The sequence below is a fragment of the Bauldia sp. genome, from assembly GCF_020442045.1.
GTDB lineage: Bacteria > Pseudomonadota > Alphaproteobacteria > Rhizobiales > Kaistiaceae > Bauldia.
The window spans coordinates 13,488-36,529 of sequence record NZ_JAGRLA010000008.1 but is presented as its reverse complement, the minus strand read 5'-3'; the positions used below and the strand labels follow the sequence as shown (position 1 = coordinate 36,529).

At 66.2% G+C, this 23,042-nt stretch carries 19 protein-coding genes; 2 read left to right on the top strand and 17 right to left on the bottom strand.

Features of this window, described 5'->3' with window-relative positions:
- Positions 1 to 10: 10 nt before the first annotated feature.
- The 8 genes from KDJ86_RS01055 to KDJ86_RS01020 form a co-directional block, all read right to left on the bottom strand.
- Entirely contained in the window at positions 11 to 1,144 is a 1,134-nt protein-coding gene (locus tag KDJ86_RS01055) for an FAD-binding protein (protein WP_291741747.1), read from the bottom strand.
- Positions 1,141 to 2,532 (bottom strand): FAD-binding oxidoreductase, encoded by a 1,392-nt coding sequence (locus tag KDJ86_RS01050; protein ID WP_291741744.1) that lies wholly within the window; start codon positions 2,530 to 2,532, stop codon positions 1,141 to 1,143. Before KDJ86_RS01050 ends, KDJ86_RS01055 begins: the two co-directional genes overlap by 4 nt.
- Positions 2,516 to 4,465: an oxidoreductase gene (locus KDJ86_RS01045; RefSeq protein WP_291741743.1), complete on the bottom strand. Its 1,950-nt coding sequence runs from the start codon at positions 4,463 to 4,465 to the stop codon at positions 2,516 to 2,518. The genes KDJ86_RS01050 and KDJ86_RS01045 overlap by 17 nt, the downstream gene beginning before the upstream one ends.
- 122 nt (positions 4,466 to 4,587) lie before the next feature.
- Positions 4,588 to 5,778, bottom strand: coding sequence for a YbfB/YjiJ family MFS transporter (locus tag KDJ86_RS01040; RefSeq protein ID WP_291741740.1), 1,191 nt, complete (start codon positions 5,776 to 5,778; stop codon positions 4,588 to 4,590).
- 3 nt (positions 5,779 to 5,781) lie between these two features.
- Entirely contained in the window at positions 5,782 to 6,987 is a 1,206-nt protein-coding gene (locus KDJ86_RS01035) for an MFS transporter (RefSeq protein ID WP_291741738.1), read from the bottom strand.
- A 5-nt stretch (positions 6,988 to 6,992) separates the two neighbouring features.
- Complete coding sequence (locus KDJ86_RS01030; protein WP_291741736.1) at positions 6,993 to 7,403, bottom strand: Zn-ribbon domain-containing OB-fold protein; 411 nt, start codon at positions 7,401 to 7,403, stop codon at positions 6,993 to 6,995.
- Positions 7,400 to 8,557 carry a thiolase family protein gene (locus KDJ86_RS01025; protein ID WP_291741735.1) on the bottom strand — a complete coding sequence of 386 codons (1,158 nt, stop codon included), beginning with the start codon at positions 8,555 to 8,557 and terminating at the stop codon, positions 7,400 to 7,402. The genes KDJ86_RS01030 and KDJ86_RS01025 overlap by 4 nt, the downstream gene beginning before the upstream one ends.
- Entirely contained in the window at positions 8,557 to 10,509 is a 1,953-nt protein-coding gene (locus KDJ86_RS01020; RefSeq protein ID WP_291741734.1) for an acetoacetate--CoA ligase, read from the bottom strand. The genes KDJ86_RS01025 and KDJ86_RS01020 overlap by 1 nt, the downstream gene beginning before the upstream one ends.
- A 102-nt stretch (positions 10,510 to 10,611) precedes the next feature.
- Here KDJ86_RS01020 and KDJ86_RS01015 point away from each other — a divergent pair, with 102 nt between their 5' ends.
- Positions 10,612 to 11,784: an acetyl-CoA C-acetyltransferase gene (locus KDJ86_RS01015; RefSeq protein WP_291741731.1), complete on the top strand. Its 1,173-nt coding sequence runs from the start codon at positions 10,612 to 10,614 to the stop codon at positions 11,782 to 11,784.
- A 63-nt stretch (positions 11,785 to 11,847) separates the two neighbouring features.
- Here the strand turns inward: KDJ86_RS01015 and KDJ86_RS01010 are convergent, their stop codons facing one another.
- Both KDJ86_RS01010 and KDJ86_RS01005 read right to left on the bottom strand, forming a co-directional pair.
- Positions 11,848 to 12,297 (bottom strand): MaoC family dehydratase, encoded by a 450-nt coding sequence (locus KDJ86_RS01010; RefSeq protein WP_291741728.1) that lies wholly within the window; start codon positions 12,295 to 12,297, stop codon positions 11,848 to 11,850.
- Positions 12,298 to 12,357: 60 nt separating this feature from the next.
- On the bottom strand, positions 12,358 to 13,869 hold the full coding sequence (locus KDJ86_RS01005; protein ID WP_291741725.1) for an AMP-binding protein: 1,512 nt from the start codon (positions 13,867 to 13,869) through the stop codon (positions 12,358 to 12,360).
- Between the two features lie 157 nt (positions 13,870 to 14,026).
- Here KDJ86_RS01005 and KDJ86_RS01000 point away from each other — a divergent pair, with 157 nt between their 5' ends.
- Positions 14,027 to 14,611, top strand: coding sequence for a TetR/AcrR family transcriptional regulator (locus tag KDJ86_RS01000; protein WP_291741723.1), 585 nt, complete (start codon positions 14,027 to 14,029; stop codon positions 14,609 to 14,611).
- 71 nt (positions 14,612 to 14,682) lie between these two features.
- Here the strand turns inward: KDJ86_RS01000 and KDJ86_RS00995 are convergent, their stop codons facing one another.
- Genes KDJ86_RS00995 through KDJ86_RS00965 form a run of 7 tightly spaced genes read right to left on the bottom strand, consistent with a single transcriptional unit; the run spans position 14,683 to position 22,857 of the window.
- The gene (locus KDJ86_RS00995) at positions 14,683 to 16,194 is read right to left on the bottom strand and encodes a flavin-containing monooxygenase (RefSeq protein ID WP_291741719.1); all 1,512 of its coding nucleotides are present in this window, start codon (positions 16,192 to 16,194) and stop codon (positions 14,683 to 14,685) included.
- Positions 16,191 to 17,435: a Tm-1-like ATP-binding domain-containing protein gene (locus KDJ86_RS00990; RefSeq protein ID WP_291741717.1), complete on the bottom strand. Its 1,245-nt coding sequence runs from the start codon at positions 17,433 to 17,435 to the stop codon at positions 16,191 to 16,193. The genes KDJ86_RS00995 and KDJ86_RS00990 overlap by 4 nt, the downstream gene beginning before the upstream one ends.
- Positions 17,436 to 17,439: 4 nt before the next feature.
- Positions 17,440 to 18,276 carry a phosphoenolpyruvate hydrolase family protein gene (locus KDJ86_RS00985; RefSeq protein WP_291741715.1) on the bottom strand — a complete coding sequence of 279 codons (837 nt, stop codon included), beginning with the start codon at positions 18,274 to 18,276 and terminating at the stop codon, positions 17,440 to 17,442.
- A 44-nt stretch (positions 18,277 to 18,320) separates the two neighbouring features.
- Positions 18,321 to 19,118, bottom strand: coding sequence for an SDR family NAD(P)-dependent oxidoreductase (locus KDJ86_RS00980; RefSeq protein ID WP_291741712.1), 798 nt, complete (start codon positions 19,116 to 19,118; stop codon positions 18,321 to 18,323).
- Between the two features lie 33 nt (positions 19,119 to 19,151).
- On the bottom strand, positions 19,152 to 20,192 hold the full coding sequence (locus KDJ86_RS00975) for an ABC transporter permease (protein ID WP_291741708.1): 1,041 nt from the start codon (positions 20,190 to 20,192) through the stop codon (positions 19,152 to 19,154).
- The gene (locus tag KDJ86_RS00970; RefSeq protein ID WP_291741705.1) at positions 20,192 to 21,772 is read right to left on the bottom strand and encodes a sugar ABC transporter ATP-binding protein; all 1,581 of its coding nucleotides are present in this window, start codon (positions 21,770 to 21,772) and stop codon (positions 20,192 to 20,194) included. The genes KDJ86_RS00975 and KDJ86_RS00970 overlap by 1 nt, the downstream gene beginning before the upstream one ends.
- Complete coding sequence (locus KDJ86_RS00965; RefSeq protein ID WP_291741704.1) at positions 21,772 to 22,857, bottom strand: substrate-binding domain-containing protein; 1,086 nt, start codon at positions 22,855 to 22,857, stop codon at positions 21,772 to 21,774. Before KDJ86_RS00965 ends, KDJ86_RS00970 begins: the two co-directional genes overlap by 1 nt.
- Between the last annotated feature and the right edge of the window lie 185 nt (positions 22,858 to 23,042).

Here is a 23,042-nt window from a genome sequence, read left to right as displayed (position 1 = left end):
CTTCTTTTCCTCATGCTGCGGCGGCACCCGGCCGGTTCGCGGCGACGAATACCGCGTTCGGGTCCAGCGCCTGCTTCAGGCGAGCGAGCATCGCCGCACCCGGTTGATTGTGGTCCGGAAGGATCGCGGCGCGGGGCGGCCCCGCCTCAAGGCTGGCTGACGCCCCCGGCATCGGCGCGACAAGCGCCGCCAGCCGTCGCGCGAAATCGACCCCGTGCCTCAGCCGGAGAAGCCCGCCGCGCCGGTCGGTCAGCACGTCGGCTCCTTCCCTGGCAAGTTGCTCGGCGAGCGCTCCGCCGGCGGTTTCGGGTATCGTCACCCGCCACAGCGCCTGACCGGCTCCAGGCGCAAGGACCGTCGCCCGCGCGACAATGCCCCAGGGATCGCCGCCATCATGGACAGCAACCGCGAGGTCGAGGCTGTCGAGGTGGCGCTTCGCGGCCGCGACGGCCGAGGCGCTTCCCTCAAACCGCAGGAGGGCGACCGGACCGGCGCCTGCGACCCCGCCCAGGCCCACACCGTCAAGGTGAGCGGCGCCGGTCAGCGGCAGGCCCTTCAGCATCAGTCGCGCAGCCACCGCCGGGAGCATGCTCGCCCGCATGCCCGGCAGCACCACATTGATCCCCGCCGCCGGCACCGGCATCGTCCGGAACGTCACCTCGGTGATGAATGCGAGGGAGCCGAACGACCCCGCGATCGCCCTGGTGAGGTCCAGGCCGGCCGCATTCTTGATCACCCGGCCGCCCGTCGAGACGCGCTCGCCGAGGCCGGTCACCATCCGCAATCCGAGCAGCGCGTCGCGCGCGCTGCCGGCAAAGGGACGGCGCGGACCGGAGAGATTCATCGCCGCGACGGCTCCAATCGTCGACCGGCCGGCAATCGCGGACGTCGGCTCGAAGCCGAGCCGCTGTCCGTGCGAAGCGAGGACCTCCTCGATCGCGCTGAGCGGCGTGCCGGCCGCGGCGGTCATCGTCATGTCTTGCGGGCGATAGCGCCGCACGCCGCAGAGAGACCGCGCGCTGAGCGCCGGATTGCGATGATTCACCATCCGCGTCCCGCCACCCGCGATCGCCAGTCCGATACGGGGATGCGCGCGGACGATGCCCGCCGCCTCGGCCTCTGTCGCTGGCGCGAATAGTCTCATTCCGCGGCCTCGGCAATCGGCGGCAGCACCTTACCCGGGTTGAAGTCGCCCGCGCCCTGGAACGCGTCGACGACGCGTCGCTGCAGCGCAAGCTCCTCCGCGGTGAACTGCGCCGTCATCAGGGCGCGTTTCTCCATCCCGATCCCGTATTCGGAGGAGATCGTGCCGCCCATGCGGGCACAGGCGACGCGGATGGCGTCGCCGCAGGCATTGCCGCGACGCCGCCCGCTGTCGCCACCCTCATGGAAGATGAAGGCGTGGATTGTGCCGTCGGTGGCATGCGCGAAGGTCGCGCAATCGAGGCCGTGCGACAGCGCGAGCACACGCGCGCCGGCAAGGCCGGCCGCGAGATCGCCAAGCGGCACGGCGCAGTCAAGGGCGAGGAACGGCCCCTTCCGCATCGCCGCGCCGTAATAGGCCTCCCGCCCCCGCCACAGGGATGCTTCTGCTTCGCTCGCGGTGGCGATCGTGGAGACCGCCGCGATATTGGAGATGCGCTCGATTGCCTCGCGGAGCTCCTCCGGGATTCCCCCGATCTGGACCAGAAGGACTGCGCCGTCGGGATAGCCGGACGGCGAGAAAGCCTCGCACAGCGCCACCGCCTCCCTGTCCATGATGTCCATCTGGAGCGGAACGATGCCCAGGCGCAGGATGCCCAGCGCCGTATCCACCGCCGCCCCGGCCGACTCGCAGGCAACGAGGAGCGAACGGGTCGCCGGCGGCCTCGGGGTGAGCCGCAACGTCGCCTCGGTGACGATGCCGAGCTGACCCTCGGCGCCGCAGAGAAGCGCCGCGATATCGGCTCCGGCAGCGTCATGCGCGGCAGAACCGAGGGTTGCGACCTCGCCATCGGGCAGAATGACGGTCACCGAGGCCAGGTGGTTGACCGTCACGCCATGGCGCAGTGCGCCGGCACCGCCCGCATTCGTCGCGATGTTGCCGCCGATGGTGCATGTCCGGCGTGAACTGGGATCGGGCGCGTAGAACCAGCCGGAATCGCGCGCCCGTTCCGAGACGGCAAGGTTTCGGACTCCGGCCTCGACCCGGATCGTCCCGGCGACGGCGTCAAGGTCCAGGATCCGCCGCATCCGCGTGGTCGAGACCACGACGCTGCCCTCCGGCGGCATCGCTCCGCCGGTCCGGCAGGTACCGGCGCCGCGAGGCACGACCGGAACGCCGCGGCGGTGGCATTCGCGGACGATGTCCGCAACCTGCCCGGCGCATTCGGGCAGGACGACGGCCAGCGGTCGCCCCCCGGCCACGTCAAGCCCGTCGCGCTCATAGGCACGTTTGGCGACGTCCGAAAGCGCGAGAGCTTCGGGTGGGAGCTGACGAGCGAGCGCCGCCGCGAGCCCTGCCCGGTTCCGCGCCCTAGATCGCCCGAGCAACCGCATTGCCGTCCCGGACGGCGTCGTAGGGCTCGCCGGGCCAGGTGCAGTCGCCGATCGCGTGGTATTCGATGCCGAGCTCCTCGATCAGGCCGCTGCCGGTCACCTCGTTGATCAGGTCGATCTCCATCGCGCGCTCGATCGCGAAGACCACCTGGTCGACGTCCTCGAGGCGCTCGATCTTGCCGCCCGACTGGACGTCCACGAAGTCGGAGCCGATCAGCTCGATATTGGAATTCTTCCGGACCTGGATCTGGTGGCTGGCCGCGATGCGCGCGAGCAGCATCTTCTGCGCCATATATTCGAGATCGCCGGCAAGGCCGTCCGTCGCCTCGATGACCGTGACATCGCCCCCCTTCTCCGCGACGAATTCCGCCGTGGTCAATCCGAGATTCTGGCCGCCGACGACGATCACGTTGACGCCGACGTCAACGCGGCCGCGGATGATGTCGTCGTAGTTGGTGACCATCTCCTCGTCGATGCCCGCCACATATCGCGGCATGAAGGGCTTGGTGCCGGTGGCGACGATCAGGACGTCCGGCTTCTCGGACCTGACATCCGCCGCGGTGACAGACTTGCCCATCACCACATTGACGCCGGCGCGCTCGACCATCCGGGCGCGATCCTCCATCGCCCGTCCCCAGTTGAGGCGGTTGCGCGGCGCGCGCAGCACATTGATCCAGCCGCCGAGCTTCCCGGTCTTCTCGAAAAGCGTGACCTGATGGCCGCGCTGCGCGGCGAGGCGGGCCGCTTCCATTCCCGCCATCCCGCCGCCGACGACCATGACCTTCCGCGCCCGATCCGTCGCGACGACGGTCGAGAAGCGCTCGCGCCCCGCGTCGATATTCACGGTGCAGACCGACGGCTTGTTCTGGAAGAGCTCGGCGCAGCACTTGTTGCACGCGATGCATCCGACGACCTCGTCCTTCCGGCCATCGAGTGTCTTGACCAGGATCCGCGGGTCGGCATGGAACGCCCGGCCCATATGGACAAAATCGCAGTCGCCGCCGGACAACGCGCGTTCCGCGATATCGATGTCGTTGATCCGGCCGGCCGCGAAGACCGGAATCGAAACCGCGGACTTGACCTGCCGCGCGAGCGGCAAGAGGCAACCCTGTTGCATGTCCATCGGCTGGATCAGGAACTCAAGCGACTCGTACAGGCCGGTCGAGACGTCGACATAATCGAGCCCCAGTCCTTCCAGCTGCCTGACCAGCCCGATCATGCTGTCGATCTTGTAACCGCCCTCGACGTCCTCCTCGGCGGAGATCCGGATGCCGACGGGAACGTCCGGGCCCGCCTCGTCACGGATCGCCTGATACACCTCGGTCGCAAACCGCCACCGGTTCTCGTCGCTGCCGCCATAGCTGTCGGTGCGCTGGTTGTTCACATGGCTGAGAAAGCTGGTGATCAGGTAGCCGTGGGCGGCATGAATGGTGATCGCGTCGTAGCCGGCCTCCATGGCGCGCCGGGCGCCATCGCGGAAGCTCTGCACGACCGCCGCGATCTCCTCGACGCTGAGCTCGTGAAGCTGATGACCGCCGACGACCGCGGAAGGGCAGTTGGACGGACCGACCGGCTGAAGCCCCGTGCGATGCGTGTTCGCGTTCCGTCCGCCATGGTTCAGTTCGGCGGCGGTGCGGCAGCCATGGGCGTGGACCGCATCGTTCAGCCGCCTGTGGGCGGCGACGTTCTCGTCGCTCCACAGGCCGAGCTGGAAGAGGTTTCCGCGGCCCCGCGCATCGATATAGGTCGCCTCGAAATTCATCAGGCCGACGCCATGCCTGGCGCGTTCGGCATAATAATCGATATAGGCCTGGGTCGGGTTCCCGAGCCGGTCGCACCAGTTCTTTTCCATCGGAGAAAGAGTGATACGGTTCTTGATTTCCAGCTTCCCAATCTTGCCGGGAGCCGTGACACTCTCGTACGCCATCTTCCCAGTCTCCTCCTTGGCCCGGCGACGCGCCTTTGTCGTTTGTCGCATTCGAATTAGTACCGACCGATCGGTACATTACCGCTCGGCGCACGTCAACAAGACCATCCTCCAGCGCCGAGCTATGAGGCCAGGTCGCGCTGGGCGAAGCCCAGCACCGCGCCAAGGAAGACCAGGACGACGGCAATCTGCAGCGGAACGCCCAGTCCCCCGACGGCATCCGCCACAGCCCCGACCAGAACAGGGCCGGCGATCTGGCCGAGCGCGAAGGCGACGGTGAAGGCGCGGATGGCGCCGGCCCGCTCGAAATGCGCCGGCATGCGTCCGACGAAGGCCGTCGTGGCGGTCGTGATCATGAAGAAGCTCCCGCCGACCATCGCGGCAGAAGCCAGCCCTCCCGGCAGAGCGGTGAAGACCAATGGCAGGCCTGCCCCGACGGCGGTCACCAATCCAAGGAGCCCGAAGGCCCGGCCACCTGTTGCGCAAGCCATGACGCGCCGCCAGAACGGTGGAACGATGACGGCCGCGGCGCCCAGCGTGATCCAGAAGGTCATCGCGACGGGCCATCCTCCTTCCAGGCTCGACAGCCAGCCGAAGACGAAAGTGAGATAGCCGATGACGCCCGCCCCGACCAGCAGATAGGCGACGAGCAGCGGCGCGAAGAGGCGCAGCGGCGCGGCCACCTGCGAGACGGCCTCCCGGGCACCGTCCGCTTCGCGTGGCGCGGCCGGTACCGAAACCAGCGCGCCGGCAGCCGCCATGGCGGCGAGCACCGCCCAGGCCCAGTGCCAGCCGCCGGTGCCCAGCGCCGCGAGGAGCGGTGGAATCACGGCGGCTGAGATGACCATGCCGAGTCCGACGCCACCGTAGAAGGTGGCGAGCACGAGTCCGGCTCTGCCGCCGGATGCTCGCCGCCGCGCCATATCCACGAGAAGCGCGCCGCCGGCGACGAACATGACGCCAGCGGATACACCCGCCATGACGCGAAGCACGGAGAGCATCGAAATGCTGTCCGTGAGGGCGGTCAGGGCGAGCACCGGCACCAGGCCGACGAAGCCGATCTGGTAGGCCCTGCGTTCCCCCAGCCGGCGGATCACCAGCGGCGCCGCGATCGCGCCAGCAAGATACCCCCCGGCATTTGCCGTGTTCATCCAGCCGGCGATTGCATAGCTCCAGCCGAGATCCGCCTGCATCGCCGGGACGATCAGCGAATAGGCAAACCGCCCCAGCCCTTGTCCGGCAGCGGGACCGAGAGACAGGTAGAGCGCCGCGCGGTAGACGGAAGCGCCGCCATGGAGACCGGAATGGTTCACGCGTCAGCGCGCTCCCTGCGCCATGCGCGCCGCCTCCGGCAGACGCCGCAATGTCAGCATCGACCATACGCCGAGGAACGGCCCCGGCGCGAGAACAACGAAAGCCCATTGCCAGCCGGCCATCCCTGCCAGCAGCGGGACCGCCCAGATGGTGATTGTCGTCAACGCGAACCCGATGCCCATCTGGAAGGCGAGCGCCGACCCGACGATCTCGGGCGGCGAGAGCTCGGTCACCGCCGCGGAGAATTGCGCGCTGTCGGCGATGACGGTGAAGCCCCATACCATCGCGACCAGCGCGAACAGCCAGACCGGCCCGTCGAAGGTGAAGCCGATGGCGAGCGCCGAGAGCCCCGACAGCGACATCATCAGGGCGGTCGTATAGGTCCGGCCGATGCGATCGGAGAGAAGCCCGCCGACGATGCAGCCCGGGACGCCGGCGGCGATGATCACGAAGGTCAGGACCGATGCATTGCCGAGATCAAGCCCCGCTCCCGCCGCCGCCCGGCCGTAGGCGAGGAACCACGCCCACATGGCATAGAGCTCCCACATGTGGCCGAAATAGCCGAGATTCGCCAGCATCACCGGACGGTTGAGCAGGATCGTCCCGACCTGGCCGAGATGCACCTTGGCGCGCTTCATGAAGGGATGGGGCCCCTGGTGCAGGGCAAATGCCGAGATCAGCGCCGAGGCCAGGCCCATGGCGCCCGCGGCGATCAGCACCAGCCGCCAGTCGAGCCCGCCGCCAAGCCCCCGGATCAGGTGCGGGGTCGCCGAGCCGAGTGTCAACGCACCGATCAGTGTGCCCAGCGCGACGCCGCGGCCTTTCTGGAACCACGTTGCCATGAGCTGCATCGACGGCGGGTAGACTCCCGCGAGCGCGATGCCGGTGACAAGGCGCAGCGCGACGGCCGCCGCCAGCCCGGGCGCGACGAGCATGCCCCAGGTGGCAACGCCCGCGACCGTCGCCGACATCGCCATCAGGCGCTGCGGCGCGACCCTGTCGGGCAGTCCGAAGAAGCTCGCCCCCAGCGCCCCGACAACGAATCCGATCTGGACCGCATTCGTCAGCCAGGCGCCCTCGCCGGCCCCCAGGTTCCAGCGGGCGACGAGGTCCGGCATGACCGCCGTCGCGGAAAACCAGGCCGTCAGGGAGAGCACGACCGCAAGGCTGGAGAGCGCCAGGAAGACCCACCGGCTGGTGACGGTCATCGCGCTCATTCGAGACGGAAGGCCGGGAGAATCCGGCCGCCGATGTCGGTCGGCTCCATGACAAGGGTGTCGCCAACCTTCGGAGGGCGACCCGCCGCGAGGACATGACTCAGCATGGTCGGCCCTTCCTCGAGCTCGACCAGCCCCACGACATAGGGAGTGACGGGCAGCCAGCCCGGATGCCCCGGCTTGTGGACCTCCGAGAAGCTCTTCAATCGTCCCCTGCCGCTCGCCTGCTCCCAGGCGAGATCCTCGGACCAGCAATGCGGGCAGATCGCGCGCGGATAAAAAACCACCCGACCGCAGCTCCGGCAGCGCTGGATCATCAGATGCCCCTCCTCGCCGCCCTTCCAAAAAGGCTCGGTCAGCGCGATGATCGTCGGTCCCGGCGTCCTCAGCCCGCTCAGGTCGGTCATGCCTCTGCTCCCAGGACAAGGGCCACCGCCTCGCTCATCGTCGCCCCGTTGCCGGTGACCAGCGCGGTCGTGGCGTTCCTGATCTGACGGCCGGCCGCGTCGGCCCGGAGCTGGCGAACCGCCTCCACCACGTGGGTCATGCCGCCGGCAAGGTCGGGTTGGCCGAAACCGAGCTGCCCGCCATGGGTGTTGAGAGGATACTGCCCGTCGGGTCCGAGACCGGCGTCGCGGAGGAAGGCGCCGAATTCGCCGGGCGGCGCGAGCCCGGCATCCTCGATCGTCGTCGCCACCATGATCGTATAGCAGTCATAGAGTGACAGCAGGCTCATGTCCCGGGCAGCAAGCCCGGCCTGGGCGAAGGCGCGCTCCATCGACGGCTTCAGCGGCCCCGAGGTCAGCGACGGCGCCTGACTGACGGCCCGGTGCGTCACCTTCTCCCCGGCTCCGAGCAACCTCACCGGCTTGTTCCTGCCTTTCCCCGCACCTTTCGCAGAACGCACGATCACCGCTTCTCCACCCGCAACCGGCATGACGATCTCCAGGAGATGCAGGGGCGAAGCAACCATCGGCGAAGCAAGGATATCGGCAACGCTCGCAGGCTTGCCGTAGAAGATGGCGTTCGGATTGCGCTGGGCGTTGGCCCGCTCGGCGGCCGCGATCAGCGCGAAGTCCTCGGCTGTGCTGCCGTAGGACGCCATATGCGCCTGCATCAGCAGCGCGTAGGAGATGTTCGCCCCCGAAGCGCCGAAGGGCACGTCGAACTCGCGGATCGGATTACGGTTCGGGCTGCGCGGGGCTTCCGGATTGCGGTGGTTGCCGAGCACGCAGAGCACGGTCTCGCACATGCCCGACGCGATCGCCGCCGCCGCGCGCCAGATCATGCCGGGTCCCGACGCCCCGCCGAGGTCCACGACATTGGCCATCGTCGGCTTCAGGCCGAGATATTCGGCAACGGTCGCCGGCACGTGCTGTGGCGTTTCACCAACCTGCGGCCCGACGAGAAGCCCGTCGATCTCACCCGGCTCCACGCCGGCATCGAGCGCCGCCAGACGTGAAACCCGCGCGAGGATCTCGAGCGTCGTCACGCCTTCCGTCCGCCGCTCCGGCTTCAGTTCCCCAATACCGACGATGGAGGCGCCGGCCCATGCGTCCATCACAGGGCCTGCTCCCGTCTGAGACCGCGATACTCCTCCAGGCAATCCGGGTTCTGCAGCGACCCGAGATTCTTCACCTGCCCGCCGGCACACGCCGTACGCGCGGCGCTCTCGACCCTCTTGCCATTGATCGTCGTCGGGATCCCGGCGACGAGATGCACGCGCGCCGGCACGTGCCGTGGCGATATCTCGGATCGTATCCGGGCACGAATGGCCTTCACCAGATCGTCGCCGACGGCGATGCCGCCCGCCGGCTTGATGCAGAGGACGACTTCCTCGTCGGCCTGATGCATCGCGCCGAAGACGACGCAGTCCTCGATCTCGGGGAAGGTGCCGCAGACGGCATAGATCTCGGATGTTCCGATCCGCACACCGCCGGGTTTCAGCGTGCTGTCGGACCGGCCATGGACATAACCGCCCCCGGTGGCTAGGAACTCGGCAATGTCGCCATGGGTCCACACCTCCGTTCGATCGGAGAAATAGGTGTCGCGATACCGCTGGTCCCCCCCTTCTCCCCAGAAGGTCAGCGGCATCGAGGGAAACGGCTCGGTACAGACGAGCTCGCCCCGACGCCCGATCACCGGCGCGCCGCGGTCGTCGAGAACCGCCATCGCGTGGCCGAGCGCCGGAACCGCAAGTTGCCCGCGGCGGATCGGATGAATCGGCGAGCCGAGCAGGAAGCAGCCGAGGATTTCCGTCCCGCCGGAGATGGATGCGAACATCATGTCGCGCTTGATGTGCTCGTAGACCCAGTCAAACTGGGCCGGCATGACCGGCGCACCCGCCGACATCAGGGCGCGAAGCGCCGAAAGGTCGTGGTGCTCGGTCGGGTGGTAGCCCTGTGCTTCCAGCGTCGCGAGATACTTCGGGCTTATCCCGAGATGCGTGACGCCCAGGCGCTCGGTGGCGGCCCATAGGCAGGAACAGTCGAGCCCGCCGTCGGTCTTGAGGATTGGCGCGCCGTCGTAGAGCACCGGCGCCGCGCCGCAGCCCAGCACCGACACCATCCAGTGGTACATCATCCAGGCGGTATTGGTGTACCACAGCAGCCGATCGCCGGCGCGCACGTCGCCATGGAGGATGTGCTCCTTCATGTGCTGCATCACGACGCCTCCGGCGCGATGCACGATCGCCTTTGGCGCCCCCGTCGTCCCGGAGGTATAGAGTATGTAGAGAGGATGATCGAAGGGAAGTCTCAGATAGGCTTCCGCCGAGGGTCTTCCAAAATCCGGCTGCCTCTCGATCCGTACCGACGCCGGCGAGCGGAAGTCCACCTCGGGCCCGCTGAGCACGACCGTCCTGACGGAAGGCATTCGAACGAGCACTTCGGCAAGTCGGTCCGAGACGTCATGGGACTTGCCGGCATACCGGTAGCGCCCCGCGGCGAACAGGACCTTCGGCGAGACCTGGCCGAGCCGGTCGACGATGGCCGCCGTTCCGAAATCGGGGGAACATGAGGTCCACACACAGCCGATGCTCGCGGTCGCGAGAAGCGCGACGAGGGCATCCGCCGTATTCGGCAGGATGCCGCCGACACGATCACCCGGCTCGACACCCGCGTCGCGGAGGCCCGCGGCCACCCGCGCCACCTCGGCGCGGAGGGCGCCGCGGGTCATGCCGTCCCGGCTACCCGTCTCGTCGACCGCATGGATCGCGATCGCATCGGCATCGCCGCGCAGCATCACCTCGGCGAAATTGAGCGAGGCGTCGGGAAAGAACCGCGCACCGGTCATCCACGCCGCCTCGTCCGGGACGAAAGCCACCGCGCCCTTCTCCGCCGGCAAGTCACAAAAGTCCCAGAGCGCGGACCAGAAGCCGCCGAGATCCGAGACCGACCACGCATGAGCGCTCCGATAGTCCTGCGGACCAAAGCCGTTGGCCGCCAGGAAGCGCCCCATGGCTGTCTCCATGGCGCTTTCGACCTTCGGCTTCCAAAGTATATCCGGATTCATATTTTGTTTTATTCCAAATTATTACCGAATGACTTGAATCTCTGGTGCTTATTGTCTAAAGATCATCAATCTATATTCGAGAAGCGGAGCCTGATTGCTGCAATGAAGGACGTATATATCGCCGCTGCACTTCGCACGCCGGTGGGCCGCCTGAACGGCAGGCTGAGGAAGCACGCCGCCAGCGAACTTGGCGCGACCGTCCTGAAATGCCTGGTCGAGGAGGCCGGCCTCGCTCCCGACGCAGTCGACGAGGTGATCATGGGCCAGGTCCTCACCGGTGGCGCAGGTCAGAACCCGGCCCGACAGGCAGCGGTCAAGGCCGGTCTGCCGGTCACGGTCCCCGCCATGGGACTCAACAAGGTCTGCGGCGCCGGAATGAAGTCCATGCATCTCGCCGCCCAGGCGATCAAATGCGGCGACGCCGACCTGGTTCTGGCGGGCGGCCAGGACTCGATGACCCAGGCGCCGTTTGCGATCCACGGAATGCGCGAGGGACACCGGATGGGCTCCGTGAAGACGACGGATACGATGGTCAGCGACGGCCTCTGGGATGCGTTTCACGATGTTCACATGGGAGTCACCGTGGAGGGGCTCGCCCGACGCTACCAGATTACCCGCGAGGCGCAGGACGCTTTCGCGCTCGCCTCGCAGCGCAAAGCGGCGGAGGCGCTCGCCGCGGACAGGTTCCGCGAGCAAATCCGCACCGTCTCGTCCACGGACGGAAAGTCGGCCGACACGACCGCGGATGAACAGCCCAACGCCGCGACAAGCATGGAGACGCTCGCCCGGCTGAGGCCGGTATTCGACCCCGAGGGAACCATCACCGCGGGCAACGCGTCGAGCATCAACGACGGGGCGGCGGCGGTTATCATCGGCAGCGGCGAGGCCCTTGATCGTCATGGATTGTCCCCCCTCGTTCGCATCGCCTCCTACGCATCGGCGGCGGTTGAGCCCATGGACATGGGTCTCGGTCCCGTCGACGCCTCCCGCAAGGCGCTCGCCAAGGCCGGATGGACGGTCGACGACCTCGACGTCATGGAGATCAACGAGGCGTTTGCGGCCCAGGCCATAGCGGTGAATACCGAGATGGGCTGGGACCCCGATCGCATCAACCTCTCCGGCGGCGCGATAGCACTCGGGCACCCGCTTGCCGGCTCCGGAGCGCGGATCGTGGTTGCGCTCGTCCACGAAATGTCGAGGACGAATGCGAGGCGCGGACTCGCTTCCCTGTGCATAGGCGGCGGCCAGGGCGTCGCGATCTGCCTGGAGCGCTAGGACCATTTCAGACACTCGTCTTTCCGGACCGGTCATCGTCAGGCCTGTCCCGCCGACCGCCTCTCAGAGGGCGAGCAATGGCATGGTGTAGGTCGTAGCCGTTCCCGAAACACAGACCTGCCCCACGCCGTTGGTGACGGTCGTGATCAGCTTGCAGATCGGTTTGTCGGCACGGACCTCCGCCACCTCGACGCGGCCGGTGATCTGCTCGTCGATGCCCACCGCCTTGAGGAACTTCCACTCGACGCCGAGGAAGACCGTGCCAGGGCCGGGCAGGTCCTCGGCGACGCATGCGTTGAGTATTCCGGTCGTCACGCCGCCTTGCACGATAAGCTTTCCGAAGGGCGTCTTCTCGGCCAGTTCCTTGTCGTAATGGACCGGGTTCCGGTCGCCCGTCATCTCGGTGAAAGCGATGATGTCCTGCATGCCGGTCGTCCGGCTGCGTTCGGCTGACTGCCCGACCTCGGGACGCCCCTTCACGGTCCCGGCCCAACCGTCGTTCGCTTGGTTCATATTGATACTCCTTCTCCAGTGTTTTTGCCGCCGCGGCCAAACTCGTCGTCTCGCGAGATGCTAGGTTGCGGGTGGTTCCTGAATTGCAGCGCCATAGGGGGTAAGTTCGATCTCGATCCCTTCCGCCCAAAGACCGGGCAGGTCTTCGGACCCATTCCGCCATACCGACTCGCCACCGGGCGGCGCTTTCGGGAGCGTCGGGAATGGTTCGCTGCAGACCAGGGATCCGCGCCTGCCGATCACCGGGGCGCGCCTCTGGTCGACGACGTGCAACGCCATGCCGAGCGTGCGTGCCGTTAGTTCTCCGCGACGAACCGGATGCAAGGGCGATCCGAGGAAATAGTGGCCGCAGACCGCGGGACTGCCGAGCAGCGGGGCAAGCATCAGGTCGGACTTCACGTGTTCGTAGACCCATTGGAATTGCTCCGGCCGAAAGCCCCTGGCGCTGACCAGCATCACGCGGAGCGCCCTCAGGCCGCACTCCGATTTCGGATCACAACCGAACGCTTCGGAGCGCCCCAGGAATCCGGGTTCCATGCCAAGATGGGTTATCGGCATCGTGTCGATAACCCGCCAGGCCGCTTTCGGATTCTTCGCCCCGCGCCTGCGGCCGTCGAAGGCGATCGACGCGCCGGTCGCCAGCGCCGAGCTGTGCCAGAGCCGCATCATCGGCGACCACTCGCCCATGACGCAAAGCAGGCTCTCGGCCTTGAGGTCGCAATGAAGCAGGTGCTCCTTGAGGTGCGTCAGCAGCATGCCGCCCGCCGAATGAACCACCGGCTGGGCATTCGTCGTCCCGACGAAGAGGATCGCCGCAGGATGGTTGAAGGGGAAACGCCTGTAGCGCGGCCGGGCGCAGCCTCGACCGAAATCCTCCCACGTGGCATCGCCGGATCGACCCAGGCTCACGACGGTCGCAATCCCCGGCAGCGCCTCGAGCAATCGCGAACGGCGGGCGTCGCCAACGCCGCGCTCGTCAATGAAAAGCAATGTCGGCCGCATCTCTCCGAGACGCTCGGCGAGCGTCTCGGGTGGCACATTCTGGTCCAGGTCGAGCCATGTGGCGCCGATCGCAAATGTTGCGATCAGGGTGGCCAACCGCTCAAGGCCAGGCGGCATCCACGCAGCAACGGTCATCCCCGGCCTTATCCCCGCCTGCTTCATCCCGGACGCGATCCGCCCGACCTCGCCGCGCAGGGTCTCCATCGTCATTTCGGCGGTCTTCCCGCCCGAACGGATCTCATAGGCCGCGATGCGGCTCGCCCGGCCCCGAAGCAGGTTCTCCGCGAGATTGAGCCGCGCCTCGGGAAAGAACACCGCGCCATCCATCGCCGAGGTCGTCGGGCGGTAGAGGGCTACCTTGCCGGGGCTGCCGATGATCCGCGCGTAGTGCCAGAGCGCTCCCCAGAACCCGCCCGGATCATTCGCCGACCACGCATGGAAAGTCGCGTAGTCATTCACCGCCCCACCCACCGAGGCAATGAACTTCGCCAGCGAACTGTTGACGATGCGGCTTGCCCGCGGGGCCCACAGGGTTCCGGAGCGGCCAAGTGCGACATGCGAGTCAAGCATCGGTGCCGTCACCCGACATCCCTCCCGGCCGGACTCTTCGAACCGAACTGGATATCTTCCTGAAAATCGGCATATTGCGACGCAGCGGTGCGTCACGCTTTTTTCGCCACCGCAGGAAGGACTCGACGGACCGATGGCAGGCGCCGAAACTCACGCAATGCCGCCCAAGATTTCGAAGACCAAGCGCGAAATCATGGATCGGGCCGCCGACCTCTTCGCCCGGAAGGGCTACGGCAGCGTCGGCATCAGCGAAGTCGGAGAGGTCGCCGGTCTCGGCAAGGGCGCCCTTTACTACCACATCGGCTCGAAGGAGGAGCTGCTGTACTCGATCATGACCGAGTACATGATGCAGCTCAACGCGTCGGCGAACCACATTCTGGAACGCGTCGCGGACACGCGCGAACGCATCGTCGCGCTGTCGGAATCCTTCACCGAGACGATGTTCCACAGCCGCGCCGCCATGACGGTTTGCTATCGCGAAGTGCATTCGCTTGGGATCGAGACGCGGGACAGCGTCCTCCAACTCCATTCCGACTATCAGCGCGTCTGGGAGAGGACCCTTGCCGAGGGCGCCGAGCGCGGGGAATGCCGTGTCGTTTCGCGGCTCGAGACCAAGGCGCTCCTCGGCATGTATTTCTACTCTTTCCTTTGGGTGAAGACGAACGGCCCCGCGACCAGCAAGGACATTGCGCGCGACTTCGCGAACATCGTCCTTGCCGCCGTCAGCACCGGCAAGGAATAGCGAGCCGGGCCACCGGGCCGCGGGGAGGATGCGCGGCCCGGTGGTGCCGCCATATGTGACGGCGGCCACCATCACTCGGCAGCAACGGCCTGGACGCCGTCGAGGTCGAGCCCGAGCTCGGCGCACAATTCGCGCTTAAGCGGGATCGGCGCATAGAACCAGAAGAGCCGCTTGATCCGCTCCGCCGCCCGCGGATCCGCATCGGGCCCGGACACCCGGAAGGTTTCGCCCATCGCCGGCGACTTCTCGAGAATGACGGCCAGCTCCCGATCGTCACCGGCATCCGGCATCACGCCCGCCAGCCTGGCGAAACGGACTGCCATCTCATGCTGCTGGCGGTATTCCCGGTGGTGTCCCTGGATGACCGAATCCCGGACACCCAGGCGCATCTCCTCGATCGTCGGGCCGGGGACCTCTCCCCCCCAGCTATAGGCGACCCAGCGCGCCTGTTGCTCGAGGACGACCGGGTAGGGGCCGAGCTGCGACCAGAGTCCGATGAATGCAAGGCCCGGCAGGTCGGAATGAAAGGTGAATTCCATCAGCTCCAGGCTGCTCTTCGTCAGGTTGATCGTGCGCGCGATCTCTTCCGAGAGGAACGGAAGGTGGAGGTCGAAGCCGGTCCCGACGATGATTGCGTCGGCCTGGACGGTGCTGCCATCGGCAAAGGTCACCTGGTCGCCGGAGATATTCTCCACCCAGGGACGGACGTCGATCCGGTCCTCGGCCACGAGGTTGAGGAAATGCTGGCTGCCGGTGACGCCTGCCTTCGCCATGTCGACATGCGGCGGAGGGGCGCCGTAGCGCGCCGGATTTCCGCCGAATACCTCAAGGAATTCCTGCGCGCCCGCGAGCGCCTCCTCCTTGGAGAGGTGGTCGAGCGCGGTCGCCCCTTCGACCGTGAAGACATAATATTCGAGCGGCACCCCCGCGAGCATCTTGGGCATCACGTAGCGCTGGCGGCGCTGAGAGAGATAGACCCGCCCGACCCCCATCAGCGACTGATCCGACGCGACCTCCATCGACGAGATCGAGCCGCCGAGCACGACTATGTTCATGTCGCGGTATTTCAGGGGCTCCTTGTAGCGGTGCGAGTGGGTGACGCCGCCAGCGCCGGTGAACGTCTCCAGCCCTTCGATTTCCGGAATCTCCGGCTTCACAAAGCGACCGGTAGCCACCACGGCACGGTCGAAGACTTTCGATTGCGTGGCGCCGTCCTCGACCCAGGTCACCTCATAGCCGTCGACAGCCCTGGCCAGTCGGGTAACGTCGCAGTTGCAGCGAATGTCGGAAGCGAGGCCATTCCGCTCCACCATGTCCTTCACCATCGCGAGGACCTGGTGGTTGAACGGAAAGATCTTGACGCCGTCGGGATATTGCACGTCCGAGAGCTTCGTCGCGAAGCTCGCGGTGTTGGTCCGCATGGTCGGCCAGACGCCGGAATGCGGGTTCGCCGTATTCCATTGGCCACCAATGTCGGAATGGCTTTCGAACACGGTGGGCGTGAAACCCTGGCTCCTGAGATAGCGGGCGGCGGAAAGACCTCCGATACCGCCGCCGACGATCGCCACCGATCCCTTCGTCATGTCGAGAACCCTTCGGAAACGCCCTTTTCGGACCTCGGGATATCCATGATCCGGTTGAGCTCGGAGACCATGAGGTCCGCAAATTCCGGATCGATTATGTTGTGTGGGCTTTCCTTGATCTCGATGCGCCCGTCGGCGGCCGCCATCAGCCCATCACGAAACGCGCGGACCGCCCGCGGGTCGTGGAAGGCGCCATTCTCGGTATCGAGCATCGACGTGCCGCCGAGGGGAATGCAGACCACCACCGGTCCCCGTGGCTTGCCCAGCCGCTCGGCCAGGCTCCGCCCGATGGCGCGGCATTCGTCGGGCGTCGTGCGGACCAGCGTCACCAGCTCGTTATGCGCAAGGATGGCGTGGTCGTTGAAACGTTCGGGAACGGTATGTCGTGGTCCGAAGGCGATCGTGTCGATGGCGCCGGGCGCGATCACCTGGGGCAGCCCGGCAGCCGCCACGGCCGACCCCCGGTCGGGACCGGCGCCAAACGCCCCGCCCACCACGTCGTTGCTGACTTCCGCAAGCGTCGCGTCGACGACCGCATCGATGACACCGTGTCGCGCGAAGGCTTCGACCGACCTGCCCCCGACTCCGTTGGCATGAAAGACCAGGGGTTCCACCCCCGCTTCGCCAAGCAGCCTCGCGACGCGCTGGACGCAGGGCGTCGTGACGCCATACATGGTCAGCGCCACGAGCGGCCTCGTCTTCGGTGCGTCGGACAAGGGAGATGCCGACTTCAGGACCACCGCCGTCGCGGCGACCCGCTCGATCATCCGCCGCAGGATCGGATTATGTCCGTCGACGTCGACGACCGGGTAGAACATCACCACGTCGCTTCCGCCGACGATCGGCCGGGTGTCGCCGGCGACCGACGTCGCCATCACGATCTTCGGGATGCCGAGCGGCAACGACGGCACCAGGGCAGAAAAGACCGAGGCCGCGTTCGAGCCCCCCATGCACACGAGCGCCCCCACCTCCCGCCGCTCATGCAGTTCCGAAAGGATCGCCGCCGTACCGCGCGACATGGCCGCCACCGCATCGGCGCGGCCCAGCGATGGCAGGTCGCCGTGCGACATTCCGGCGCGTTCGGCCACCACAGACGCCGGATAGGTCGCTGCCGGATCACCCGCAAAGACGGACGTGTCGATGACGACGGGATCCTCGTCCCGATCCCGCAGGAGGCGGATCAACAGGCCGAGTGGTTCGGCCTTGGTGTCGAATGACCCGGCGATGACTACGCGACTCATCGCTCTACCTTTCGAGACTGATCTCTTTGAAGCCGCGGACGGTGTCCTCGATCGCTGTCTCGACCGGCAGGCGCTCCATCGTGGAGGCCCCGATGAAGCCTTCGATCCGAGCGCCGACGATCACCGCCCGGGCGTCGTCGGGAGATTCCAGCGGCCCGCCATGGGTCACGACCATCACATCCCCGCGCACGGCCCGTGATGCCTCGGCGATTGCCCTGGTGAGTTCGACCGAGTCGGCGACCGTCCGCGAGAAGCTGTCCGATGCACCGATCGATCCGCCGGTGGTCAGTCCCATATGGGCGACGACCACGTCGACGCCCGCCCGGGTCATCCGCGCGCCCTCGTCGGGCGTGAAGCAATATGCCAGCGTGAACTGGTCCTGCCGGCGCGCCTCGGCGATCATCTCGACTTCCTTGTCGTAGCCGAAGCCGGTCGCCTCGAGGCTTTCGCGCCAGCGGCCATCGATGATCCCGTGCGAGGGGAAATTGATGACGCCGGAAAAGCCCATCGGCGGGAGGCCGGCAAGGAAACGGGGCATGACCCGCGTCGGATCGGTCCCGTTCACGCCGGCGATGACCGGCGTCTCCCTGACGACCGGCAGCACGTCCCGCTCGCCCATCTCGACGACGATCGCATTGGCGTCGCCGATGGCGAGAAGCCCGGCATTCGATCCGTGGCCGGCCATCCGGTAGCGTCCGGAATTGTAGATTAGAATCAGGTCGGCCCCGCCGCGTTCCGCGAACTTGGCGGAGATGCCGGTTCCCGCGCCCGACCCGATGATCGGGCGCCCTTCGTCCAGGGTCTTCCTGAGCCGCGCAAGCACCTGTTGGCGCGTATACATCCACTAATGCCCTTGTCTTTTCGGGGAGCAGGATCGATGGCGGCTCAATCCACCATGATCATGCCGCCATTCACATGGATCGTTTGTCCGGTGATGTAGGTCGAGGCGTCCGACGCCAGGAACAGCGCCGTCCCGACCAGGTCCTCGGCGACGGTCATGCGGCCGAGCGGGATATACTTCTCGTATTCCATCAGGAAATCGCGATGGTGCGCGTGCATCGGCGTGTCGACGCCGCCGGGCGCGATGGCATTCAGCCGGACCTGATGCTCGGCCAGGTTCTGCGCGGCGCCGCGGGTATAGGACTGAAGCGCCGACTTGGCGGCGCAATAATCGACGCCGCCGCCCGACTGGTTGAACATCGAGGCGCGTGAGGACCACGACGAGCCGATATTGATCACCGACCCCGAGCCTTGCTTCTCCATCACCGGCAGGACGGCGCGCATGATGCGGACGGGTGCCTTGAGGTTGATCCTGATCATCCGATCGAATTCGTCGTCGGTGATCGTGCGCGGATCGGTGTAGGACATGATCCCCGCATTGTTGATCAGGCAATCGACCCGGCCACCGAGCTTCATGCAGGCCTCGACGATCTTCTCCGGCGCATCCTCGGCAGAGACGTCCGTCGCGACCGCCGCAACATCCGGCGTGATTTCCCTGACGATCGCCTCGGATTCCTTCAGCAGGTCGGCGCTGAGATCCACCATGACCACCTTCGCGCCGGCCGACGCGAAGCCGATCGCAAGGACACGGCCGATCCCCTGCCCGGCGCCGGTGATCGCGACCACCTTGTCGGTAACGTCGAAGAGATTCTTCCGGATGTCCGGTACAGCTAGTCTCGACATGCAACTCTCCAATCGGGTTCCTGGGAATTGGCTTCAGCGCCGGCGCGGACCGAGCGTGTAGGACATGAGAAGGGCGACGACGAGCAGCACGCCCTGCACGAAGCTCTGCGCGTAATAGGGAAAATTGAACATGGTCAGCCCGTTGATCAGCACGGCGACGAAGACGGCGCCGATCAGCGTGCCGAATGCATTGGGCTTGTTGGCGCCGAGTACCGCGTAGCCGACCAGCGCCGCCGAGACCGCCTGCAGGAGGTAGGGGTCACCGACATTGACGTCGCCGCGGTTCGACCGGGCGGCAAGCATCAGACCGGCGATCGCCGCGAGCCCGCCGGAGATCAGGTAGGCGGATACCCTGTAGCGGGCGACACGAATGCCTGCCGCCGCAGCAGCGATCGGGTTGCCGCCGACCGCGTAGAAGGCGCGTCCCCAGCGGGTGTAGTTCAGGAGGCCCACCACGAAGAGGAAGACCAACCCCGCCACGATGACCGATGACGGGATCGAGACGACCTTGCCGGAGCCCAGCCATTTGAAGATCGGGGCGAACTTTCCGCTGGTCGTCGTGCCGTTCCACGCCATGCCCTCGGCAACCGACTGGCCGCTCACGCCCATCAGCGTCAGCCCGTTGACGAGGAAGAGCGTCGAGAGCGTTGCGACGAGATCGGGCACCCGCGCCAGAACGATGAGAAGCGAGTTGAACACTCCGACCGCGAGCCCGGCCAGGATGCCGATCAGGATGGCGGGAACGCCGCCGACATCGCCGATCACCATCGCGGCGGCGGCCGCCATGATCGACAGGCTCATCGCCGATCCGACCGACAGGTCGAACCCGCCCACCGTCATCGAAACAGTGCATCCGAGGCCGACCACGGCGACGATGGATGCGGCCTGCAGGATGATCATCGCATTCGCGAAGGTGCGGAAGAATGGCTGCGTCGCGCTGAAATAGGCGATCATCACGACCAGCACGGTGAGGAGGCCGTACCGGTAGACGAATGCCTTGCCTCGTTCGAACCCGTCAGGCCGCGAATATTCGTTCGTCCCTGCCCCGGTCTGCCGCGCAGATGTATCGGCCATCAGGAGGCCTCCCCAATTGGCTGCAAGCCGCCTTCGAAAGCGGCGCCGCTCATGATTTCCGCAAGCGAGTCGGCGGTCAGGTTTGACGCCTTGTCCTCGTGGGCGATGCGCTCGTCGACCATGATGATGACGCGATCGGCGACCTCGATGACCTCCTCCGGATCGGAACTGCAGACCAGAACCGGCGTATGTTCGGAGAAGCGCCTGAGCTCCTGGCTGATCAGCCCCCGCGCGCCGATGTCGATGCCGCGGAACGGTTCGTCCAGGACGACGAGCCTCCATTCCTGCTGGAGCCACCGCCCCACCAGGAGCTTCTGCTGGTTGCCGCCGGAGAGCTCCTCGATGGTCGCCTCGGCGCCGGGACAGACCACCCGGAAAGCCTTGATCACATCACGCGCAAACGCGATCTCCCGGCTCCGCTCCATGAAGCCGGCGCGGCTGAAAAGGTTTATCAGGCCGATGGAGCAATGCTGCCAGAGCGTGTCTCCGGGGAAGATCGACTGCATCGCTCTCTGCTCCGGCACCATGACGACGCCCTTGAGCATCGCGTCCGCCACGTCCTTGGGCCTGAGCGCCTTGCCCTCGATCTCCATCGCCCCGGAGACCAGCGGCCGGTACCCGCAAATCTGCTCCAGAATCTCGGTCTTTCCCGCACCTATCAAGCCGGTGAGTCCGAGCACTTCCCCCTTTTTCATGGAAAAGCTGACCTCGGGGGAATGCGGCCTGCATCGCATCCCCGATATCTTGACGGCGGTCCCTCGCCCTTCGCGGCTGCCGCGCACCGTCGACAGGACGAGCTCGCCCAGGATCGAAGACGCGATCGCCTTCGTATCCAGCGGCGACTGGTGCTCCGACACGATCATGCCATTGCGCAACACCACCGCCCGGTCGCACAGGAGCTTCACCTCGCTCATGCGATGCGAGATATAGAGGATCGCGATCCCTTTCCGCCTCATCTCCTGAACCGCGTCGAAGAGCTTCTGCGCCTCGCGCTCGGAAAGCGTCGATGTCGGCTCGTCAAGGATCAGAAGCTTTGGATTCTTGACGAGCTCACGCGCGATAGCCAGTTCCTGCCGGCGGCTCGGGGCGAGATGCTCGACCGGGAGAGTCAGCGGCAGGTCGAGCTCGAGCTTCTCCTGGATCACCCTGGCGCGGCGCAGAATCTCCCCCCGGTTCAGGAATATCCGGGCACCGGGCCTGGCAATCTCATCGAGCAGCAGGTTTTCGGCGACCGTCATGCCGAAGACGACATTGTCGTCGATATTCTGATGGACGGTAGCGATGCCGGCATCGCGCGCGTCGGACGCATACTGGAAGGCGCATTCCCTGCCTTCGACGAAGATCTTGCCAGTGGTCGGCCGGTGCATGGCCGACAGGATCTTGATCAACGTCGACTTACCGGCGCCATTCGCTCCGAGCAGACCAAGCGTCTCGCCCGGACGAATGTCGAAGGTGACGCCGTTTAGCGCCCTGGTCGCACCAAATACCTTGGCAAGACCGCGACACTCGACAAGCGTATCCCGACCGGCCGCCGACGGGTTGTCGCCGTCGGCAGCGGAGGTTGCGGCGGGCGCCAGCATCAGTCCAGCTTGGCCATCCAGGGCGCTTCAGCGAGATTCGGCGTAGCCAGAGCGGGAAAGGCTTCGCCGAGCTGCTCGACGTTCTTGATCCCCTTCGTGCGCAGATCCTCCTGGGTGATCACCAGCGGCGGAATCTGCAGATCATTGCCGTCGTAGGCATCGGTGATCTCGCCGGCCGCTACCCGAAGCGACACGGCACCGAAGTTCGCCATATCCGTCGTCGCGGTGGCGACCCACGGACTGCCGTCCTCGGTCATGACCGCGATGTCCGCCGTCGAGATGTCCATCCCGTAGGTCTTCACCTTGTCCTGCAAGCCGAGCTCGGTGATCGCGAGCGCGGCACCCTTCGTGAATTCGTCATAAGGCGCGATGATCGCGATGGTGTCGGGATTTGCCGACAGCGCGGCCTTGGCCTGGTCGGCAGTCTGCGCGGCGGTGTTGGCGTTCACCACGCCGATCTGGGCGACCTGGTTGACACCGGGATTTTCCGCCTTGAACGTCTCCCAGACCTCGTTGCGGAGATCGAGCGGTCGGTATCCCGCGACGTAGACATAGATGACATCGCCCTTAACCTCGCCACCCATGTCCGCTTTGAACTGGTCCATGATGCCCTGCATCATCAGATGCTCGGACTGGTTCACAAGCGTCACGCAGTCGGAAGCCTCGACCGAGGCATTCGCAGCGACGACAGGTATGCCGGCGGAACAGGCCGCCTCGAGACCCGCCTGAAGGCTGTCGCCGAAGCCCCATCCGATGAGAATCGCGTCGGGGCTTGTCGCAGCCGCCTGCTGCAGCTGCAGCGCCTGCTTGGCGTTGTCGCCATCGGCATCATAGACGGTCAGCTTCACGCCGAGACGGTCAGCCTCGGCCTCGACACCGGAGATCCATGCCTGATAGACGTCGCCGACGTTGAGCTGGCGGACCACCGCGATCGCAACGTCCTTGTTGGCGAATTTTTCCGGAACGTCAGTCGGTGCGCCCGGCTTGACGGACAGGGTCTTGGTTTCGGCGAAGGCGGGACCCGCGAGACAAACTCCGAGTGCTCCCGCGATCAGTAACCCGCGGGAAATTCCCTGGATAGACATTGCGATTCCTCCCATTGCTGTTCGTCCAACATTTTCGTTCGGCGTAACTTTCTCGTACCGACCGATCGGTACACGGAGAGGCGGGACGTGTCAATCATCTTGGGTGCCGGCCGTGTGATCGACGACCAGTGGCGAGATATCGCCTGTCTCATTTGGGCCAGGGAACGCCATCCGCCGAACGGCTG

What these genes read in the sequence shown, in the direction of transcription:
- KDJ86_RS01045 (WP_291741743.1), bottom strand. Translation starts at nt 4,465, where the DNA reads ATGGCGTACGAGAGTGTCACGGCTCCCGGCAAGATTGGGAAGCTGGAA.
- KDJ86_RS01055 (WP_291741747.1), bottom strand. Translation starts at nt 1,144, where the DNA reads ATGAGACTATTCGCGCCAGCGACAGAGGCCGAGGCGGCGGGCATCGTC.
- KDJ86_RS01030 (WP_291741736.1), bottom strand. Translation starts at nt 7,403, where the DNA reads ATGACCGACCTGAGCGGGCTGAGGACGCCGGGACCGACGATCATCGCG.
- KDJ86_RS01020 (WP_291741734.1), bottom strand. Translation starts at nt 10,509, where the DNA reads ATGAATCCGGATATACTTTGGAAGCCGAAGGTCGAAAGCGCCATGGAG.
- KDJ86_RS00995 (WP_291741719.1), bottom strand. Translation starts at nt 16,194, where the DNA reads ATGACGAAGGGATCGGTGGCGATCGTCGGCGGCGGTATCGGAGGTCTT.
- KDJ86_RS00985 (WP_291741715.1), bottom strand. Translation starts at nt 18,276, where the DNA reads ATGTATACGCGCCAACAGGTGCTTGCGCGGCTCAGGAAGACCCTGGAC.
- KDJ86_RS00990 (WP_291741717.1), bottom strand. Translation starts at nt 17,435, where the DNA reads ATGAGTCGCGTAGTCATCGCCGGGTCATTCGACACCAAGGCCGAACCA.
- KDJ86_RS00980 (WP_291741712.1), bottom strand. Translation starts at nt 19,118, where the DNA reads ATGTCGAGACTAGCTGTACCGGACATCCGGAAGAATCTCTTCGACGTT.
- KDJ86_RS01010 (WP_291741728.1), bottom strand. Translation starts at nt 12,297, where the DNA reads ATGAACCAAGCGAACGACGGTTGGGCCGGGACCGTGAAGGGGCGTCCC.
- KDJ86_RS01025 (WP_291741735.1), bottom strand. Translation starts at nt 8,557, where the DNA reads ATGGACGCATGGGCCGGCGCCTCCATCGTCGGTATTGGGGAACTGAAG.
- KDJ86_RS01005 (WP_291741725.1), bottom strand. Translation starts at nt 13,869, where the DNA reads ATGCTTGACTCGCATGTCGCACTTGGCCGCTCCGGAACCCTGTGGGCC.
- KDJ86_RS01035 (WP_291741738.1), bottom strand. Translation starts at nt 6,987, where the DNA reads ATGACCGTCACCAGCCGGTGGGTCTTCCTGGCGCTCTCCAGCCTTGCG.
- KDJ86_RS00970 (WP_291741705.1), bottom strand. Translation starts at nt 21,772, where the DNA reads ATGCTGGCGCCCGCCGCAACCTCCGCTGCCGACGGCGACAACCCGTCG.
- KDJ86_RS00975 (WP_291741708.1), bottom strand. Translation starts at nt 20,192, where the DNA reads ATGGCCGATACATCTGCGCGGCAGACCGGGGCAGGGACGAACGAATAT.
- KDJ86_RS00965 (WP_291741704.1), bottom strand. Translation starts at nt 22,857, where the DNA reads ATGTCTATCCAGGGAATTTCCCGCGGGTTACTGATCGCGGGAGCACTC.
- KDJ86_RS01015 (WP_291741731.1), top strand. Translation starts at nt 10,612, where the DNA reads ATGAAGGACGTATATATCGCCGCTGCACTTCGCACGCCGGTGGGCCGC.
- KDJ86_RS01000 (WP_291741723.1), top strand. Translation starts at nt 14,027, where the DNA reads ATGCCGCCCAAGATTTCGAAGACCAAGCGCGAAATCATGGATCGGGCC.